Origin of the sequence: Paenibacillus sp. FSL H7-0442, assembly GCF_038593105.1 — a bacterium.
Classification (GTDB): Bacteria; Bacillota; Bacilli; order Paenibacillales; family Paenibacillaceae; genus Paenibacillus; species Paenibacillus polymyxa_D.
The window spans coordinates 3,737,273-3,756,734 of sequence record NZ_CP151963.1 but is presented as its reverse complement, the minus strand read 5'-3'; the positions used below and the strand labels follow the sequence as shown (position 1 = coordinate 3,756,734).

The 19,462-nt window shown below is 49.6% G+C and carries 11 protein-coding genes; all 11 read left to right on the top strand.

Annotated features, from left to right (window positions below):
* Positions 1-316: 316 nt before the first annotated feature.
* The 11 genes from MHH57_RS16530 to MHH57_RS16480 all read left to right on the top strand — a co-directional run bounded on the left by MHH57_RS16530 (position 317) and on the right by MHH57_RS16480 (position 19,433).
* Positions 317-1,696 carry a class I SAM-dependent rRNA methyltransferase gene (locus tag MHH57_RS16530; protein WP_069010254.1) on the top strand — a complete coding sequence of 460 codons (1,380 nt, stop codon included), beginning with the start codon at positions 317-319 and terminating at the stop codon, positions 1,694-1,696.
* 236 nt (positions 1,697-1,932) lie between these two features.
* Entirely contained in the window at positions 1,933-5,499 is a 3,567-nt protein-coding gene (gene addB / locus MHH57_RS16525; protein WP_342434310.1) for a helicase-exonuclease AddAB subunit AddB, read from the top strand.
* Complete coding sequence (addA, locus tag MHH57_RS16520) at positions 5,496-9,515, top strand: helicase-exonuclease AddAB subunit AddA (protein ID WP_342434309.1); 4,020 nt, start codon at positions 5,496-5,498, stop codon at positions 9,513-9,515. The genes addB and addA overlap by 4 nt, the downstream gene beginning before the upstream one ends.
* A gap of 28 nt (positions 9,516-9,543) precedes the next feature.
* The gene (locus tag MHH57_RS16515; RefSeq protein WP_069010257.1) at positions 9,544-10,728 is read left to right on the top strand and encodes an exonuclease SbcCD subunit D; all 1,185 of its coding nucleotides are present in this window, start codon (positions 9,544-9,546) and stop codon (positions 10,726-10,728) included.
* Complete coding sequence (locus MHH57_RS16510) at positions 10,725-14,120, top strand: SMC family ATPase (protein ID WP_342434308.1); 3,396 nt, start codon at positions 10,725-10,727, stop codon at positions 14,118-14,120. Before MHH57_RS16515 ends, MHH57_RS16510 begins: the two co-directional genes overlap by 4 nt.
* Positions 14,121-14,381: 261 nt before the next feature.
* Complete coding sequence (locus tag MHH57_RS16505) at positions 14,382-14,786, top strand: hypothetical protein (RefSeq protein WP_029517802.1); 405 nt, start codon at positions 14,382-14,384, stop codon at positions 14,784-14,786.
* 329 nt (positions 14,787-15,115) lie between these two features.
* Positions 15,116-16,459, top strand: coding sequence for a PLP-dependent aminotransferase family protein (locus tag MHH57_RS16500; RefSeq protein WP_342434307.1), 1,344 nt, complete (start codon positions 15,116-15,118; stop codon positions 16,457-16,459).
* 162 nt (positions 16,460-16,621) lie between these two features.
* A complete protein-coding gene (locus tag MHH57_RS16495) occupies positions 16,622-16,981 on the top strand; it encodes a histidine triad nucleotide-binding protein (RefSeq protein WP_342434306.1) in 360 nt (119 codons plus the stop codon).
* Between the two features lie 171 nt (positions 16,982-17,152).
* Positions 17,153-17,326, top strand: a complete 174-nt coding sequence (rpsU, locus tag MHH57_RS16490) for a 30S ribosomal protein S21 (RefSeq protein WP_005547957.1) — start codon at positions 17,153-17,155, stop codon at positions 17,324-17,326.
* A gap of 16 nt (positions 17,327-17,342) precedes the next feature.
* Complete coding sequence (locus MHH57_RS16485; RefSeq protein ID WP_013311146.1) at positions 17,343-17,786, top strand: GatB/YqeY domain-containing protein; 444 nt, start codon at positions 17,343-17,345, stop codon at positions 17,784-17,786.
* Between the two features lie 279 nt (positions 17,787-18,065).
* Positions 18,066-19,433: an NfeD family protein gene (locus MHH57_RS16480; protein ID WP_069010260.1), complete on the top strand. Its 1,368-nt coding sequence runs from the start codon at positions 18,066-18,068 to the stop codon at positions 19,431-19,433.
* The last annotated feature ends 29 nt before the right edge of the window (positions 19,434-19,462 follow it).

The window sequence follows — 19,462 nt, the reverse complement described above, 5'->3', positions numbered from 1 at the left end:
CTAAGCTCTTTTTAGGAAAACGATAATTTTTGTAGTATCTTCACAAGCTTTAAAAGCGTGACGCCGATATACAGGCGGGCAGTAGCGAAGCGGATCATTTGAATCTGGAGAAGCGAGAGCGTTCGCCTGAAAGCTTTCCAAAGGAAAGCTGCTTCGGAAGTATAAACCTAGGGGGATTCTTACCATTAAAATCATTTATAAAATCCAAAGAATCCCCGTGCAACAGCGATCGTAAGATCAAATGATCCGCAGAGCCGCGCCCCTATCGAACAACGTTTTAACACTTTGAGTAATCCAAGAATGGGAGTGAAGGATTTTGCCTTCAGTAATATTAGAACGCAGCCGTAAAAAAAGGCTGGAGCACGCACACCCTTGGGTGTTTAAAAACGAAATAGCCAAGATCGAAGGAGACCCAGAGGCAGGCGATTTGGTCAGTATTGTTAACCATCAGGGGCGTTATTTGGCGACAGGTTACTATAATCCGGCTTCACAAATTACAGTGCGTGTGATGTCCTATGAGCCGCTGGAAGCGATGGATCAAAACTTTTTTGCCCAACGCTTTCGCAAATGTCTGGAGCACCGCGAACGTTTTGTGACCGGGGGAGACGCTTATCGGTTGGTGTACGGCGAGGCTGATTTTTTGCCTGGACTGATTGTAGACCGTTTTGGTGATGTGTTGGTTGTGCAGCTGTTAACGCTTGGCATGGATCGGCGCAGGGAAGAAATCAGGGATGCGCTCGTTGAAGTATTGGGTCCTGTTGGTATATATGAGCGCAGTGATGTATCCATCCGAGAGCTGGAAGGATTGAAACAAACGAAGGGTCCTTTGTACGGTGATTGCCCGCGTCATGTAGTGGTGACGGAAAATGGCCTGCACATCAAGGTTGATATCGTAGAGGGCCAGAAGACGGGTTATTTCTTTGACCAGCGTGAAAATCGTGCGGCCATAGCACCGTTGATGACAGGTTGGGGAGCACGTAGTGGAATTACGCTACAAGAAGTTGCTACAGACTCAGGGGACGCTGCCACAACGGTCATGAAGCCAGTGAATAAAAGTGGTAAGGTTGTTGAATTCCCATTCTGGGACGGCGCAACCGTATTGGAATGTTTTTCACATACGGGAAGCTTTACGCTCAATGCCTGTAAATATGGTGCTAAAAAAGTAACTTGTCTTGATATTTCTGAGCATGCGATTGAAAGTGCGCGGGACAATGTCAAGCTGAACGGTTTTGAGGAACGCGTCGAGTTTGTCGTCGACGATGCTTTTCAATATTTGCGCAATCAGGTGAAAGGTGTAGAGGAACGCAATGCACGAGCCGGGGGCAAAGGAGATACGTCTAAGCCGCTGACAGCGGGTGGCGGACGCACCTTTGACGTGGTCATTCTTGATCCGCCAGCCTTTGCCAAAACGAAGAACGCTGTCAAAGGGGCTACACGTGGATATAAAGATATCAACCTGCACGGGATGAAGCTCGTTAATGAGGGCGGCTATCTGGTGACAGCGAGTTGCTCGTTCCACATGCGGCCGGAGTTGTTTTTGGACACCATTAAGGAAGCAGCGGCAGATGCCGGCAAAATCCTTCGTCTGGTAGACTGGAGAGCAGCTGGTAAGGACCATCCTCAAATTTTGGGTGTGGAGGAAGGCCATTACTTGAAATTCGCCATCTTTGAGGTGCGCAGCCGGACACAGTTGTAGTTTCATACAAAGTCAAAGTCAATCGCCCTTTTGGTGATTAAATAGGTAAAATAAACTCGTTTTAGGTATAAATCAGTCCTGTAGAGAAGGCGTGCACCAAGCCAATCTGCGGGACTGATTTATTTTTTAGAGGGAGAAAGAATTGCTACAACATGGCAAACGTACGTTCTTTTCTCTCTTGCCTGATATGCTATACTGTTTAATAGAATGTTGTTCGTTGGAAAGGAGGCCGCATCATGTCGGTCCGTTTGTTGATTGGCCGCTCTGGGAGTGGTAAAAGTACGTTAATCCGCAATGAAATGACGTCTATGTTACGCGAGGAGCCGCTAGGTAAGCCTATGCTGTTACTTGTACCGGAGCAATCGTCATTTGCTTCTGAGCATGCGTTACTTACAGAAGCCGGAAACGGTATTCAGGGGTCGGTGCGCGCCCAAGTGATGGGATTTCACCGTCTTGCCTATTTAGTTATGCAGGAAACTGGGGGTTCAGCGCTGGTGCCTGTAACGGAAGAAGGCAAGAAGATGCTTTTATATAAAATTATTCGTCGTCGCAAGGATGAACTGAGTTTGTTTAAGGATTCGGGAGACCAGCTCGGCTTTGTGGATCGGTTGAATACATTGTTCACGGAGCTAAAGCAGTATGGAAATGATACTCGGTCTGTACCCGAGCAACTGGAGCGAATGAACGCTGCTGGAGAGTCAACTCCGATTTTGCGCGGCAAGCTCAAAGATATCAGTCTAATCTACGAGGATTTTGAACGAGAGCTGACGCTTAAATATATTGACGGTGAAGATACGCTGCGCATGCTGGCAGAACAGATTGCAGAGTCTTCCCTTGTGCGTGGAGCAGACATTTGGATGGATGGCTACCGTAGGTTTACACCACATGAATATAAAGTGGTGGAGCAACTTATGCTGCATGCCTCTTCGTTGACAGTGGCGCTGACTTGCAACCGCAGCTACGAGAGCGGACAGCTTCCGCATGAGCTAGATTTGTTTCATCCTTCGGCGGCTACGTATGTAAAGCTCAAAGGAATGGCAGACGAGCTGATGATAGAGACGCAGACACAATTACTTCGCCCTGATCCGCCGCCGAGATTTAAGGAGCGTCCGGCGTTGGCGTATTTGGAGGCTAACTTTGAATATCGTACAGGGTTACGGAATCAGGAACAACGGATGCGGCTGCAGCAGCTACGAGAGCAGTGGACAGAAGAACAGCCGGAAGGCATAAAACTGTATGCTGCGGCGAATCGCCGCGCTGAGTTGGAAGGTGCTGTACGCGAAATGCGTCGTTTAGCCCGAGATGAGGGCGCGCGTTATCGGGAGATGGCCCTGTTTGTGCGTCATATTGAAGATTATGAGTCATGGGTGGAACCGATATTCAAACAATATGAGGTTCCAGTATTTCTGGATCAGCGGAGAAGTGTATTGCATCATCCCTTAGTGGAATTGATTCGGGCTTCACTGGATATCGTGCAGCGACGCTGGCGATATGAGGATGTATTCCGTGCGGTCAAAACAGATCTTCTCCTGCCGCTGGATGGTCGGGTGAGCCGCGAGGAGATGGATCGTCTGGAAAACTATGTACTGGCCTGCGGAATACAAGGTAGCCGTTGGACAGACGGTCGCCCGTGGCAGGCTGTGCCCAGCTTGTCACTGGAGCTGGAGGAGCAGGAACGGAACCGTAGGCGGGATGAAACGTTGGATTTGATGGAGCTGTGTCGGGATGTAATCGTGACGCCTTTACGTGCGTTTGAGAAACGTGTGGGCAAGGCACGAACTGCACTTGAGAAGTGTGAAGCGGTATATCTGTTACTGGAAGATGCAGAAATCGGCCACAAGCTGGACGCCTTCATTCATCAGGCAGAGGAAGCGGGAAAACCTGAGCAGGCGAAGGAGCATCGTCAGGTATGGGATGCAGTGCTTGAACTACTGGATCAAATTGTCGAAATGATGGGTGATGAAAGGCTGGATACCTCTTTATTTGCGGGTGTGCTGGAAACGGGATTGGCCGAGTTCCGTATGGGACTTGTTCCGCCGGCTCTGGATCAGGTTCTAGTCGGAAACACGGACCGTACACGTGTGTCCGGTATTCAACATGCCTTTGTGCTAGGTATGAACGAAGGTGTGATGCCGGCTGTCTTTCATGAGGACGGTGTGCTGAATGAGCAGGAGCGTACGGCATTAAACGAACGAGGCGTAGAGCTGGCGCCCGATATGACAAGACGTCTGTTGGACGAACGTTTTCTCGCTTATACGGCCCTTACCTCAGCCGGTAAAAGCCTGTGGATGAGCTATGCAGTGACTGATGAAGAGGGCAAGTCATTGTTGCCGTCTGAGTTAGTACGACATGTGCGGCACCTGTTTCCTAGTCTGGACGAACGTCCGCTGGCTGGATACCCTTTGCCTGGGGATGCTTGGACGACGCAATGGGAGTATGCTTCTCATCCGTCCGAGGCTTTGCCGCAGCTCATTGCGCAATTACGGCATTGGCGACGTGGCGGTGACATTTTATCTCCTTGGTGGGAGGTATATAACTGGTATGCCAGCCAACAAGGGCGTGAGAAGGACAAGTTGCGTCAGCTGTTGACCTCACTTTTTTATGAGAACCATGCCGAAATGCAGAAGGAAACGAGCCGCCGTCTGTACGGGAGCAAGCTGCGTACCAGCGTATCTCGTATGGAACGTTTTGTGGCATGTCCATTTTCGCACTTTGCCTCTCACGGTCTTCGTTTGAAGGAACGTCAAATGTATCGCCTGAAGGCCCCGGATATCGGACAATTATTTCATGCAGCGCTTGGTGAGATGGCGATCAATCTGCGTAATCGCAATGTCAGCTGGGGCAGTCTCAGCACCGAGGAATGCCGACAAGAGGCGGAAAGTACAGTGGAGCGTTTGGCTCCTCGTCTGCAAGGCGAAATTTTAATGAGCTCCAAGCGGTATGGCTACATTTTACGTAAATTGAAAGACATCGTGAGCCGTGCTTCGTTGATCTTAGGTGAACATGCGCGAAGAGGTAGCTTTGAGCCGATTGGGCTGGAGTTGGACTTTGGGCCGGGTCAGCAGCTTCCTCCATTAAGCTTCCAGTTAGATAACGGTGTTGTGATGGAAATTGTCGGACGGATTGACCGTGTGGATGTGGCAGAGGGAGAAAAAGGTTTACTTTTGCGTGTCATCGATTACAAATCCAGCCAAAAGGATCTCAAGCTGCATGAAGTGTACTATGGCTTGTCTCTGCAAATGCTCACGTACCTGGACGTGCTGCTGAATGCGGCGGAGGAATGGTTGGGCGAGACAGCTTATCCAGCGGGTACCCTATATTTTCACGTCCACAATCCGATGTTACAGTCGCCTAACGGTCTTAGCGCAGAACAGGCCCGTCAGGAGCTTTTGAAACGTTTTAAGATGAAAGGATTATTGCTTGCGGATCGGGATGTAGTTGGGCAGATGGATACATCATTGGACAAGGGATATTCTTCTATTTTACCTGTTGCGGTGAAAGCAGACGGTAGTTTTTATAGCAGTGCCTCGGTTGCTTCGCCGGAACAGTGGGACAGCCTGCTAGCTTCGGTGCGTAATAATATTCGGACGATTGGTACACGGATGACAGAGGGCGATGTGGCCATTGAACCGTATCGTATCCAGCAAGAGACGGCATGTACCTTCTGCTCTTTTAAGCCTGTTTGTCAATTTGACGACAGTCTGGAGGGCAGTGGCTACAATCAATGGGGTAAACCCGGTAAGGATCAGATTTGGAATCTGCTGGGTCATACACAGGAAGGGAAAGGAGGAATGGACCAATGATAGGCATGTCAAACATTAAGGGTTTACCGAAGCCGGAAGGCAGTATGTGGAGCGATGACCAGTGGCGTGCCATTTCGGAATCTGGTAACAACATGCTGGTTGCGGCAGCGGCGGGGTCTGGTAAAACAGCGGTGCTTGTAGAGCGTATTATTCGTAAAATTGTCGATCCCCAGCTTGGCTTCAGTGTGGATCGGTTACTGGTAGCGACCTTTACGAAGGCAGCCGCCGCCGAAATGCGTCAACGGATACGCGAAGCGTTGGAACGTGTATTGGAGCAGGAACCGGAAAGTGAACATGTACGCCGTCAGCTATCGTTGCTGAATCGGGCCTCGATTACGACGCTTCACTCATTTTGTATGGAGGTCATCCGCAGGCATTATCAGGCCATTCCCCTTGATCCTGGTTTTCGGATTATGAATGAGCATGAGACAGAATTGCTGCGCCAGGAGCTTCTAGAAGAACTGTTTGAGGAGAAATATGAGGCTCATGATGAAGGCAGTACATTCCGCAGACTAGTCGACTGGTTTAGTGGAGAACGCACCGATGATGCGATGTATGTGCTTGTTCAGCGGCTGTATGATTTTTCTCAAAGTCATCCTTGGCCGGAGCATTGGCTGCGGGAGACAGCAACTGCATTTCGTGTGCAGGATGTAGCGGCTCTCGGAGAGACGCCTTGGGTTCGCAGCATTTTGGCGGATGCTGCACTTTCATTGCGCGGAGCAGCGAGCTTGCTGGAACAGGCGCATGAAACTGCTATGCAGCCCGGCGGTCCTGCACCTTATACAGTGACGCTGCAAGAGGATACGGCGATGGTGAAGGGATTGCTGCAGGAATTGGAGACACAGCCGTGGGCATCTCTATATGATCATTTTCAGGCAGCTGCCTTCGGTAAGCTCAAGCCGGTCAAAAAAGATCAGACTGAGCCTGCATTGCAGGAACGGGTTAAGACGCTGCGCGAAGCAGCCAAAAAAATGATTACAGATATGAAGGCTTCCCTGTTTGGCAGGAGAGCAGAAGCCTATTGGGAGGAGCTGCACGCCGCAGCTCCGTTGATGAACGAACTGGTAGAAACCGTGCTTGTATTCGGGGAACGTTTTCAACAGCACAAGCAGTCAAAAGGGTTGGTGGATTTCGGGGATTTGGAACATTATTGTCTGAAAATATTACGACATCCCGATTCTACTCCGTACAGGCTACTACCTTCCGATGCTGCGCTCGAATACAAGGCGCAATTCGACGAGGTGCTGCTAGATGAATATCAGGATACGAATACCGTACAGGAAGATATCGTTAGGCTGGTATCACGGGAGGAACCGGGTAACCGTTTTATGGTGGGCGATGTGAAACAGAGTATTTATCGGTTTCGGCTGGCGGAGCCGGGTCTGTTTTTGAATAAGTATCAACGGTACGGCATGCAGGAGCAGGAAGATGGATTTTTAATTGATTTGGCGCGTAATTTCCGCAGTCGGGAGGAAGTTGTCGATGCGGTCAATTTGGTGTTCCGCCAGATTATGAGTGTGGATGTGGCGGAAATTGAGTACGATGAACGAGCGTGGCTGGTACACGGCGCATCCTATCCCGACCCGTCGGATCAAGACACCGCATCTGTATACGCACCTGAGCTGCTGTTAGTAGATAAGGGTGGCCATGGTCTTTCCGAGGCTTCGGAGCTGTCCGAAACGGAGGACGAATCTGTTTTTCAGGAAAGTGAGCTGGCTGAGCTTGTGGAACTGGAAACGGCACAGTTAGAGGCTCGTGCGATTGCGCAACGGATTAAAGAACTGACCGGAGATACCGGACAACCACTGTTGATTTACGACAGAGGATTAAAAGCGATGCGCCCGGCAATCTACGGCGATATCGTCATTTTGCTTCGTTCGGCAAGCGTGTGGGCCCCCCTAATTGTAGAGGAACTGCGGCTTGAGGGCATTCCGGCCTCCGGGGAGCAGACGACAGGCTTTTTTAAAGCAACGGAAGTTGAGGTAATGTTGTCTCTGCTGCACATTATTGATAATCCACAGCAGGACATCCCGCTTGCATCCGTGCTTCGTTCGCCGATTGTCGGCTTGACCGAAGATGAACTGGCACAAATTCGGTTGGAAAAGCCGGATGGATTGTTTTATGGCGCATTGCTGGCGGCGGCAGAGGCGGACCCACTGAAGGAGAGCGAAAAAGGGACCACTGCTGACATCATGGAGTTGGATCTTTTCCCTGAGGACTCTTTATCTTCATCTGACTTTGGTAATAGAAATAACGGGAATACGTTGTCTGCCCGACTACGTTCATTTTTGCATAATTTGGAAGCCTGGCGGCAGGAAGCCCGACAAGGTAGCTTAAGTGCATTGATTTGGAATGTGCTGGAGGAAACAGGGTATCTGGATTGGGTCGGTGGACTGCCTGGCGGCTCACAGCGTCAAAGCAATTTGCGGGCGCTATATGACCGAGCGAGACAGTATGAGACTTCAACGTCCAACCGAGGATTGTTCCGATTTCTGACCTTCATTTCCCGTCTACGGGAGCGAGGCGGTGATTTAGGATCCATTAGCGGGGGGACCGAACCCGATCAAGCTGTCCGCATTATGACCATTCATAAAAGTAAAGGACTTGAATTCCCTATCGTGTTTATAGCCGGGACGGCAAAAATGTTCAATCAACAGGATCTCAATGCGCCGTTTCTTATGCACAAGGAGTTGGGGTTTGGTCCTAAATATGTGGAGGAACAAAATCGTGTCAGCTACCCTACGCTGCCCAATTTAGCGATCCGCCGACGCTCACAGCTGGAGCTATTGGCTGAGGAAATGCGGGTGTTATATGTGGCGCTTACACGGCCGCGTGAAAAGCTGATTATGACCGGAACCGTGAAGGATCTAGCTTCACGCGCAGCGGGTTGGGCACGTGCCAAAGAGCATACGGAAACGGTCTTACCAGACTATATGCTGGCGGCAGGCCGCAGCTATCTGGACTGGGTAGGTCCCGCTTTGATTCGGCATCCTTCTGCTACTTTGTTGAGGGAAGCGGCAGGTGATCAAGATGGGTACTATCACAAATTGGAACATATGCCGGGAACAGACTGGTTATTTAAAATTGTGGCCTCGGAAACATTTTCCGGCTCTCGTGTGAACTCAGATCATGAGGAAGAGGTGTCGGGCGAAGAGCGCCAAAAGAAGACAGAAGCACTGAGAAATGCGGAGCTAATCGACTTGAACGAAAAGAGTGAAACGGACATTGAAGCTGCTCTTTCCTGGACCTATCCGTATGAGCGGGCCGGCAAGACGGCAGCCAATACATCGGTTACTGAGATGAAAAGATGGCTGGAAATGCAGGAGATGGGATCGGACGACTGGTTGAATCTATCTACCACCGTACTAGCAGAGTTACCGGAGGATCGGGAGGATTCTCACACTGGGGGCAGTCAATTACACTTGCGCAGACCTAAGTTTATGGGGAATCAGCGACTGACTCCAACGGAACGAGGAACGGTCTATCATACGTTGATGCTGCATTTGCCACTAGATGGGGGGATGAGCGCCGAAGTTATTGAGGAAACAAAGGCTCGTTTGCTCAATCAGCGTATGTTACTGAATGTCCATGCAAAGGCGCTAGATACGAATAAAATATTACGCTTTTTCACTAGTGAGCTGGGTAGCAGAATGTTGGGGGCATCGCATGTTCAAAGAGAGCTTCCGTTTACTTATACCATGCGGGCAAACGATTACTGGAACCACAGCTTACCATCGATGTCACCAGGACAAGAAACAGATTCGGAAGGTGGACAGGACGGAGATAAAGTGCTGATGAACGGCATTATTGACTGTCTATTTGAAACTCCCGAAGGACTCGTGCTGGTGGATTATAAAACAGATCGGATATCTGAGTATCGTACACTGTCCCATTTAACAGACCAATATCGTTTTCAATTGGAGCTGTATGCCCGTGTGATCGAAGAAATTACAGGCAAAAAGGTTGCTGAGAAGTGGCTGTATTTTTTAGAAGCTGGAGAGAGTGTACAGCTGTAGTTATATAGCTAGGGAGAGGAGGAATAACATGCGGATTTTGCATACAGGTGATTGGCATTTGGGTCGCACGTTGGAAGGACGCAGCCGTTTGAAGGAGCAGGAGGCGTTTTTGGAAGAACTAGCGAAAATGGCTGACGATCAGCAGGCCGATTTGATTATGATGGCTGGAGACGTATACGACTCAGTCAATCCTTCAGCCGCAGCCGAGCAATTGTTTTATGAAACGTCTGCCCGTCTTACGGCTGGAGGAAGACCACTAGTCGTCATTGCGGGCAATCATGATCAGCCGGAAAGGGTATCCTCGGTCACACCACTGGTGAGCGGGCGCGGAATTACATTGCTGGGACTGCCCCATGGGGAAGCGGTACGCGTTCGTACACCGCGAACGGGTGAAATGGCATGCATTGCAGCCTTGCCATATCCCTCCGAGTCTCGTCTGAACGAGCTATTGTCTGAAGACGGAGATGAAACAGTCTTGCGCGAGGCATACAGTCGCCGTGTGGGCTTGCTGATGTCACAGCTGGGTACAGCATTTCGGCCTGACACCGTCAATTTGTCAATGAGCCATATTTATGTGCTCGGCGGGCTGGAGTCGGACTCGGAACGCCCGATTCAGGTCGGGGGGGCGTATACCGTAGATCCGTCTGCTTTGAGCATTGGGGCACAGTATACGGCTCTAGGACATTTGCATCGTCCCCAATATGTGAAAGGAGACGGGCTGATGCGTTACAGTGGCTCGCCGCTGGCTTATAGCTTTTCCGAAGCCGGACAAGCCAAATCGGTTACGTTAATTGACGTGGTTGCTGGCAAGCCTGCTCAGGTCGAGGAACTGTATATTACCAGTGGACGCCCATTAGTGAGGTGGCGCGCACGGGGAGGTCTGGAGGAAGTATATCGCTGGCTGGACGAAGGACTAGATGCCGATGCCTTTATTGATCTGGAAATTACGCTGGATGAAGCAATGTCAATGGGAGATATTCAGCGGCTGCGCAAAAGCCGTGAAGGTATCATTCATATTCGCCCCATGTATCCAGAAATGGCTGCCGCACAGCTGGAGCACCAACGATCAGAACTGCCAGTGCATGAGCTGTTCCGGGCATTCTATCAGCGGCAGACAGGCGGAGCACAGCCAGATGACGGATTAGTGCAGTTGTTTCTGGAGCTGGTGGAACAGGATGATGCAAGAGATCACGCTGAGGAGGAGGACGCATGAAACCAATCCTTCTAAAACTGGCGGGGTTGCAAAGCTACCGGGAGTCGCAGGAAATTCGCTTTGACGATTTGACCGAAACTGGATTGTTCGGAATATTCGGCCCAACGGGTAGTGGTAAATCAACGCTGCTGGATGCTATTACGTTGGCTATGTACGGTAAAGTGGAGCGGGCAGTGAATGGTACACAAGGCATTATGAATCATGCCGAGGATACGTTGTCTGTTGCATTTACGTTTGAATTAATGTCAGCTCAAGGACCTCGTCGTTACCGTGTAGAACGACGTTTCAAACGTGCTGGAGGCGTATCGGTTAATAATACGCTTAGCCGTTTTATTGCGTTAACAGAGGATGGCGAGGAAGTGCTTGCCGATAAGGTGCAGGATGTGACGCGCTGTGTGGAGGAGTATATCGGCCTGAAAATGGACGATTTTACACGAGCTGTCGTATTGCCGCAGGGAAAGTTTGCGGAATTCTTGTCCTTAAAGGGCAGTGAACGCAGACAGATGCTACAGCGTTTGTTCCATCTGGAGAAGTACGGAGATCAACTTGCACAGAAGCTAAGCCGTCGTGTGAAAGATAACGATATCGCACTGAAAGCATTAGAGGCGGAGCAGCAAGGGCTGGGGGATGCGAGTGCTGAAGCACTTGAACATGTAGAGTTGCGTCTCAAAGAGGCGATTGCCAATGCAGAAGCTTCGCGTCGCGAGCTAGAGCGTGTCTCACGTGAATCGGAGGCGCTAAACAAAACACGTGAGCTAGTCATCGAGCTCAGCCAAAGATCGAAAGAGCTGAAGCAGTTGGCAGCACAGGAGCCGGGCATTGCTTTGCTGGAGCACAAGCTTCGACAAGCAACTTCAGCCGAGGCATTGCTGCCTGCGCTGACGGATTGGAAGGAAGCCATTGCTGAAGCGGAAAAACGGCATAAGACTGCCGAAGAAGTGGCAGTCCTGGCCGCTACCGCGCAGGAGGCTGCGCTTGTCTCTGCGCAAGCAGATGAGCAGGCCCGGCAAGCACTCAGTGCCGAAGAACCAAAGCTATTGCTTCGGATCGACCAACTAGAACAGGCGCTTCAACTGGAGCGTGATACGGAAGCGTTGCGGACCGAACGGGACCGTCTGGCGGCCGAGCTTGGGCATAGCGAACAAATCCTTGCTGAACATGCAGAAGGACTCGCAAAGGAACAAGAGCTACAGACGCGAGGCTTGAAGCGACAGCAAGAGCTTCAACAAGAGCTAAAGCAAAATGAAGTGCGAGCAGATGAGCGGCGTATGCTGCAAGAGGCTGTGCAACGGTTGCAACAGCTGGAAATCGCGAATGAGCAATTGCGTGAAGCTGAACTGGAGTACGTGACTCAGGAGAAACGGCTTGCGCAAGCTGACGAACGTCTAAAGCTGACGGACCAGGAGACACAGGAGACGGAGGCACGGCGTTCTGCCCTTGCTGCACAGGCAGCTGATGGCATTGAGGCATTGCTGACGTTGGAGGCAGAAATCACCGCCGATATGTCGTCACTGGCTGCCGAGGAAGAACAGCTGCGTCACGAGCTCCGTGCCGAGGAGCTGGGGCGTCTCGCTCAGCATCTCGCTGCCGAGTTGCGCGAAGGCGAGCCGTGCGCAGTGTGCGGCTCGCTGCATCACCCCGCGCCTGCCGTCGTCGCGGCGCATAGCGCGGATGCCGCTGCGCCAGATGAGATGCACCGCCTGCGGCTTGGTTTGCAGGAGCTGCGCCTCACACTGCGCCAGCAGTTGCACGAGCAACGCAGCTTGCTGGCGCAGCCCGCCACCGCAAACAGTGGCGCTGCCGCCACGGGCGAGCCTTTCACGCCTGCGGCAGCGCCAGCAGAGCCGCGTGGTGCCGCAGCATGGGCGGAGCGCTGCGCGGCGCTGGAACGTGCTGCAGCCGAGCTAGCCGCACGTGCGCATGCGCTGCCTGCCGGGGCACTGGCGCTGCGCGAAGCAGACGCCGCTGGACAGCAGCGGCGTATCCGTGCCGCCGCCGAGCAGGAGGCAGCAGCTGTAGCGCTGACGCAGGCACAGAGCAAGCGCGAGGCATGCACCACGCGCAGCGAGGGGCTGCGCGCCGAATGGGCGGCGCAGCTAACGGATGTCGCTCCGGACGAAGCCGCGGAGCGTTACCGCGCCATGCAGGAGCGCGATGGGCGCGCGGAAGAGCTGCGGTCCCGGCTGGAGACGAGTGTGACCTTCCTCGAAGAAAAGGCGGCGCGTGTTCAACAGATACAGCAGAGTATCATCGAGGAAGACAAAATCATTATTGCCCGTCGTACAGGGCTCCAAAGCAAAGATGATTCGCTTCGCGAAAAGCTGGCCCAGCTCCGAAAGTGGGTTGGAGATGGCCAAGCGGCTTCATTGCTGGAAGAAGCGACCTCGCGACTGTTGGGGCTGAAAAACGGAGCCGAAGTCGCGGCACGACAACGTACTGAAGCGGAAGAACGCAAGCAGCAAGCCGTTCATGCTTCACTGATTGCCCGGCAGGCCTCCGACTCGGCAGAAGAAAGACGTCAGATGGCAGAGTCCCGTTGGGGCAGTCGTCTGGAAGCCTCCTCTTTTGCTACGGAAGCAGAGGTTATGGAATGCTGCCTGGGACCGGAAGAAGCCGCACGCTATGAGCGTGAAGTGAGTTTACATCGAGAACGGGAAAAGGAGATGTCTTCCCGCTTAAAGCATGTCGAAGAGCAGCTGAATGGAGCAACGGTAACAGAGGAACAGTGGGAAGCGGCCACTGCACAGCTACGTGATTGCCGTGCACGCGATGAAGAGGCGCTTCAAAATCGCGCCAAGGCTGAGCGTGATTTAGAGGACTTGCAGCGTCGGCACGTCCGCTGGATGGAGCTGGAGTCCAATCGTGTACATTTGCGTAGTGAAGCGGAAAAAATGTCCAAGCTCCAGACTGTTTTTCGCGGCAATGCCTTTGTTGAATATATTGCTGAGGAGCAGCTCATGCAGGTCAGTCAATCGGCTTCACGCCGCCTGCGTTTTCTGACCAAGCAGCGATACGCGCTAGAGGTAGATTCCAGCGGTGGTTTTGTCATTAGTGACGATGCCAACGGTGGGGTCAAACGTCCGGTATCGACCTTGTCCGGTGGCGAAACGTTCCTGACCTCCTTGTCGCTTGCGCTTGCGCTGTCGGCTCAAATTCAATTGCGGGGCCAGTACCCTCTGCAATTTTTCTTTCTGGATGAAGGCTTTGGAACGTTGGACCCTGAGCTGCTTGACACGGTGATCACCTCACTGGAAAAGCTGCACCACGATCAATTGTCTGTTGGTGTGATTAGTCATGTGCCTGAACTACGGGCCCGTCTTCCGCGCAAGTTGGTTGTTCTTCCAGCAGAGCAGGCTGGAGGCGGATCACGTGTGGTTATGGAAACTTTTTGAAGTAATGTGATACAGGTCACAGATACAGTTTCAAACTATTGTTATAATACAGCCAAGCCGACAAGTTAATCATACAGCACCCCGGCGGACGTATGCTGCGGAAGAAATCTTCCCATCATACGTCCGTTCAGAGGGGCTCTGCCAAGAGCTCCCGGGGTGCTTCTTTTTTTTGCAAGCCGGAATTCGCCCAATTTGATGTAGCAAATGGCCCGTTTTTGAATAACATACGGTATACATGCAAGAGCCTAGGAGGAAACAACCATGGAAAAAAGCATGACAACCGAAAAAGTTACAGCACCGGAACAGACGGATGCTAAAACACTATGTCAAAAGCATATGCATCGTTATGTATGCGTATGGGTGAAGGACGGGACAATGTATGATGGCATTGTAGAGCATGTGGATGATGAAAAGATATACTTAGCCGTTCCTATGGGTGGAGACGAGATGGAGAATGTCAATGTTAATCTCCCGTATCCGCCTAACAATTGTGGCTGCGGTTCCCGTGCTTATGGTGGCTATGCATCTTATCCTCCGTATCCGTACCCGTACCCGTATCCAGTACCTGCTTATGCATATGGGTTCCCCTACGGACGCCGTCGCTTTAATCGTTTGATTCTGCCACTTGCAGCCTTGACAGCGATCAGCTTGCTGCCTTATTACTAATCCTAATTTCTTAGTCGCCAGATATAGTGAATTCTCTGCTCTCTCCCGCCTACAGCTCTTGTACAGTACAAGGGACTTTAAGGCGCATCCATACATCATCACCATGCAAGGCTGTTTCTTCCATCATGAAGAAACAGTCTCTTTTTCACATATTCTATCCCCAATATGATCCAATAATTGAAACTGTATCAGTACAGTTCAATGAAATGAGGTATCCTGTTTATCCATAAAGCATGGTAACATCTAGCGTGTAAAGAAACATAAGACGGAATAAGCATGTAATGAAATGAGCATGTAATGAGTATGTAAAGAGCAGGTGGGTGGATATTGTGAAAAAATATGTATCAATTTTATTGGATATAGAGCTTAAAATTCGCGAGGGACAATATAAATCAGGTTACAAGCTACCGTCGGTCCGTGAGGCTTCAGAATTATATAGATGCAGCAAAAGCACGATTCTGCGGGCATATTCTGAACTTGAAAAGAAACACGCCATCTATTCCATACCGCAAAGTGGATACTATGTAGTGGAAAATTCGGGCGATTTACACCATAGTCATATGCAAGACTCCGTTGATTTTGCTTCGGCCTCCCCGGATTTAAATGTATTCCCTTATCTGGATTTCCAACATTGTTTGAATCAGGCTATTGATACCTACAAATATCATCTGTTCACTTATGGCGATTCGCAAGGACTGGAAACACTGCGTCATACGTTGGTTTCCCATTTGGCTAATACTCAGGTGTTTGCAAAAATGGATCGGATTATCGTTACTTCGGGTGTTCAGCAGGCATTGGAGATACTCGCTAAAATGCCGTTTCCCAATGGCAAAGAAAAGGTTTTGGTCGAGCAGCCAAGTTACGATATTTATTTGCGCTTTCTGGAGGAAGAGAACATACCCGTCAGTACCATCGTCCGGACAGCGAAAGGTATGGATTTTCACGAATTGGAGAATCAATTTAAGAACGAGAGCATCAAGTTTTTTTATACCATGTCAAGATATCATAATCCATTAGGGATCTCATATAACACAGAGGAGCGAAAAGCGATAGCTGCCTTAGCCGCCAAATATGATGTGTACATCGTAGAAGATGACTATATGGCAGATTTGGGGGCCGATCATCTTTTTGATCCCATTTATGCATACGACCATTCGGACCATGTTATTTATTTGAAAAGCTTCTCGAAAATCATTTTCCCAGGCTTGCGATTAGGAGTTGCGGTATTGCCAGAAGTCCTATTAAAGACGTTTAACGCTTATAAAAGATATGTCGACACATCTATGTTGTCTCAGGCGGCGCTTGATATTTATATTAAAAATGGAATGTATGAACGCCACAAGCACACGATATGTAAACTGTATTCGGAGCGCATTCGTACTCTGAACAAGGCCGTGGAACGATACAATCAGGCCGGATACGTTCAGACTTCAGCTGTAACCTCAGGAGTTTATATGCAGTTTAAACTGCCTCGGACAGTGAATTTGGAACGCTTGGTACAGTGTCTTTCTGCGAGGAACATCCAGGTTGTAGCTGGCAAAGGTTTTTATTTATCAGGCTATAGGGAACAAGAGAAGTTTTTGCGCATAAGTATTTCGCGCGCGCAGTTGGATCAAATTGATGCAGGGGTGAAAGCTATTATAGAGGAAGTTAGTAAGGGAAACTGGTATTAAGACCCTTTTTCCGTTATGATACATATAGAAACATAAGTATAACCAAACATGGCTGTATATGTTTCTATTCAGTGTGGGAAATACATAACTTTGAATGCCGAGAGCAAGGGCTGTTTATGCCTATTTACTTATGATCGGCTCACTGCCAAAGGAGGGTTTTGAATGGACGATCTGTTTTTGAAAATTGTGGATGGAACCATCCCCAGCAAAAAGGTGTTGGAAACCGACAATGTGCTCGCATTTCATGACATCCAGCCTGCGGCGCCAGTACACGTGCTCATTATTCCCAAAAAATATATTCCTTCGATGAACGCTGTGACGGAGGAGGATCTTCCTATTATCGCGGAGATTCATCGTGTTGCGGTTGAGGTTGCGAAAAAGTTAGGAATCGCTGAGTCTGGCTATCGGTTGATTAACAACTGTGGCCCGGATAGTGGACAAGCGGTGGGGCATCTGCATTATCACTTACTGGGCGGCGCCAAATTGGGTGCCCTGACAGGTATTTCGGACTCACATTCTTAAAAAATGACAGAGCTTGTCTTTTCAGTAATACGGATGTGAATGGAGAAAAGTGGCCCTTTATGTATTCATTTTTTCTTATAGGTTGACACCTGGTTTCCGTTTCACCTATAATAAAATTTGATGAACCGTGTTATTGCTCTTGGACGGTCTGGTCGGAGGGAGGGAAAACTGGTGTCTGAAACTAAAGTTCGCAAAAACGAGACAATTGATGCTGCACTTCGTCGCTTTAAACGTTCCATTGCTAAGGATGGCGTATTGGCTGAGGTGAAGAAACGCAAGCATTATGAAAAGCCAAGCGTAAAGCGCAAGAAAAAGTCCGAGGCTGCTCGTAAGAGAAAGTTCTAGGAGGATCTAAGCAATCATGAATTTGAGCGAACGATTGAACGAAGATATGAAGCAAGCAATGAAGAGTAAGGACAAGTTCAAACTCTCCACCATTCGAATGGTTCGTTCTACGATTAAAAATCTTGAAATAGATTTGAAACGGGATTTGGACGACAACGAAGTGCTTGATATTCTGAGTCGTGAGATCAAACAGCGAAAAGATGCCCTCCATGAATTTGAAAAAGCCGGTCGTGATGAACTTGCGACAAGCACTAAAGCAGAAATAGAGATCATCGCTCAGTACCTTCCCGAACAACTTTCTGAGGAAGAAATTAAAGTTATTGTACAGCAGACCATCCAGGAAACCGGTGCTTCTTCGAAAGCCGAGATGGGGAAAGTAATGACGGCCTTGATGCCTAAGGTAAAAGGCCGCGCTGACGGTAAGCTCGTGAACCAAGCGGTTCAGCAATTTCTGCAATAAACCTGCGACAAACAGGAAAACACAACACCCTCTGTTTACAGAGGGTGTTATTTCTATATATGTGTTGCCTACCATAGAATGTAATGATGAGAAGATTCTTATATGTAAGCGCTATTGTTAATTATGTGAAACGTGATGTTCATTGGGTGCGTAAAGTATTTGGCAGCCGTCAGGATTAGCAATATACCCAATAATTTCACATTAAATCCTGAAAACTGTATAGTTTGTCTAACAAAGTTTGGTATGCTGTAACATAGAGAGATCGAAAGGGGGAGAGAAATGCATAGAGAACATCACCACTCCAGTCGCAAATGGATCCTTTTAACGTTGTGGATTATGGTATCCGTTTTGCTGTTGCCCTTAGTTCATTCCGAATCAGCGGCGGCCCAAACTAAAGGTGGAGCTGTGTTTGTTATACCAGTCGATCAGGAAATTGAGCATGGCCTGGGCAAATTTATGGAACGTGGATTTGCAGAAGCAGCAGATTCCAAAGCAGGTCTGATTTTACTGGATATTAACACTCCCGGTGGACGGGTAGATACAGCGGAGAAGCTGGGCAAACTGATTAAAGACAGTCCAATTCCGACCGTAGCCTATATAAGGGGCGAAGCGGCCTCAGCGGGTAGCTATATTGCGTTGAGCGCAAACAAGATTGTTATGAAACCGGGGAGTATTATCGGAGCAGCAGCGTTAGTAGACGGCAGGGGGCAGGCTATCACAGATCCAAAAACGATAGCCTGGTGGAAGAGTAGCATGGCATCTGCCGCAGAAGCTGGCGGACGTAATCCGGATATTGCCAGAGGTATGGTTGACTCTAAAACGACCATATCTATTCCTGAGATGAACTTTAACAAGGAAAATGGTCAGATCATTTCTTTAACCAGTGAGGAAGCGCTGAAGTTGGGTTATGCGGATCACATCGCGTCTTCCGAACAAGAGGTTATTCAGTGGATGGGTTACAGCACGGATGATGTCATTCATGTGGAGCGAACATGGGCTGAAAAAGCAGCCGAGATATTGACCAACCCAATTGTACAGACGTTGCTTTTATTTATCGGTATCGCAGGTATTGTTATTGAGTTGATCGTACCCGGTTTTGGTGTACCGGGAATTTTGGGCATACTCGGATTTGGTTTGTATTTTTTCGGCAATTATATCGCTGGTTTTGCAGGTTCGGAGACGTGGTTGTTGTTTATTATCGGTCTGGCTCTGCTTATACTTGAAATGTTCATCCCGAGTTTTGGTATTTTGGGCATTCTGGGTTCCGTCAGCCTTGTCGCCGGAGTTGTTCGTGCAGCATACAACATGCAGCATGCGTTTATATCTTTGGGCATTGCCTTTGCAGCTGCGGTTGCCGTGGTAGCGATCATCGCGGTTGTATTCAAGGACCGAGGGATATGGAACCGTTTTATACTTAAAGAAAGTTTAACGGCTGAACAAGGTTTTTCTTCAGTTGTGAACCGGGAAATGCTATTAGGTCAAAGGGGTGTCAGTCTGACTCCACTTCGTCCAGCCGGAACGGTGCTGATCGCTGATGAGCGAGTCGATGTTGTAACGAACGGCGAGTTTATTGCTACAGATATGCCGATTATAGTATCCAAAGTAGAAGGCGGGCGAATTGTGGTCAAGGCAGACACTAGCGTCTAAACAAGCAAATAACAAAGAATTAGATTAAT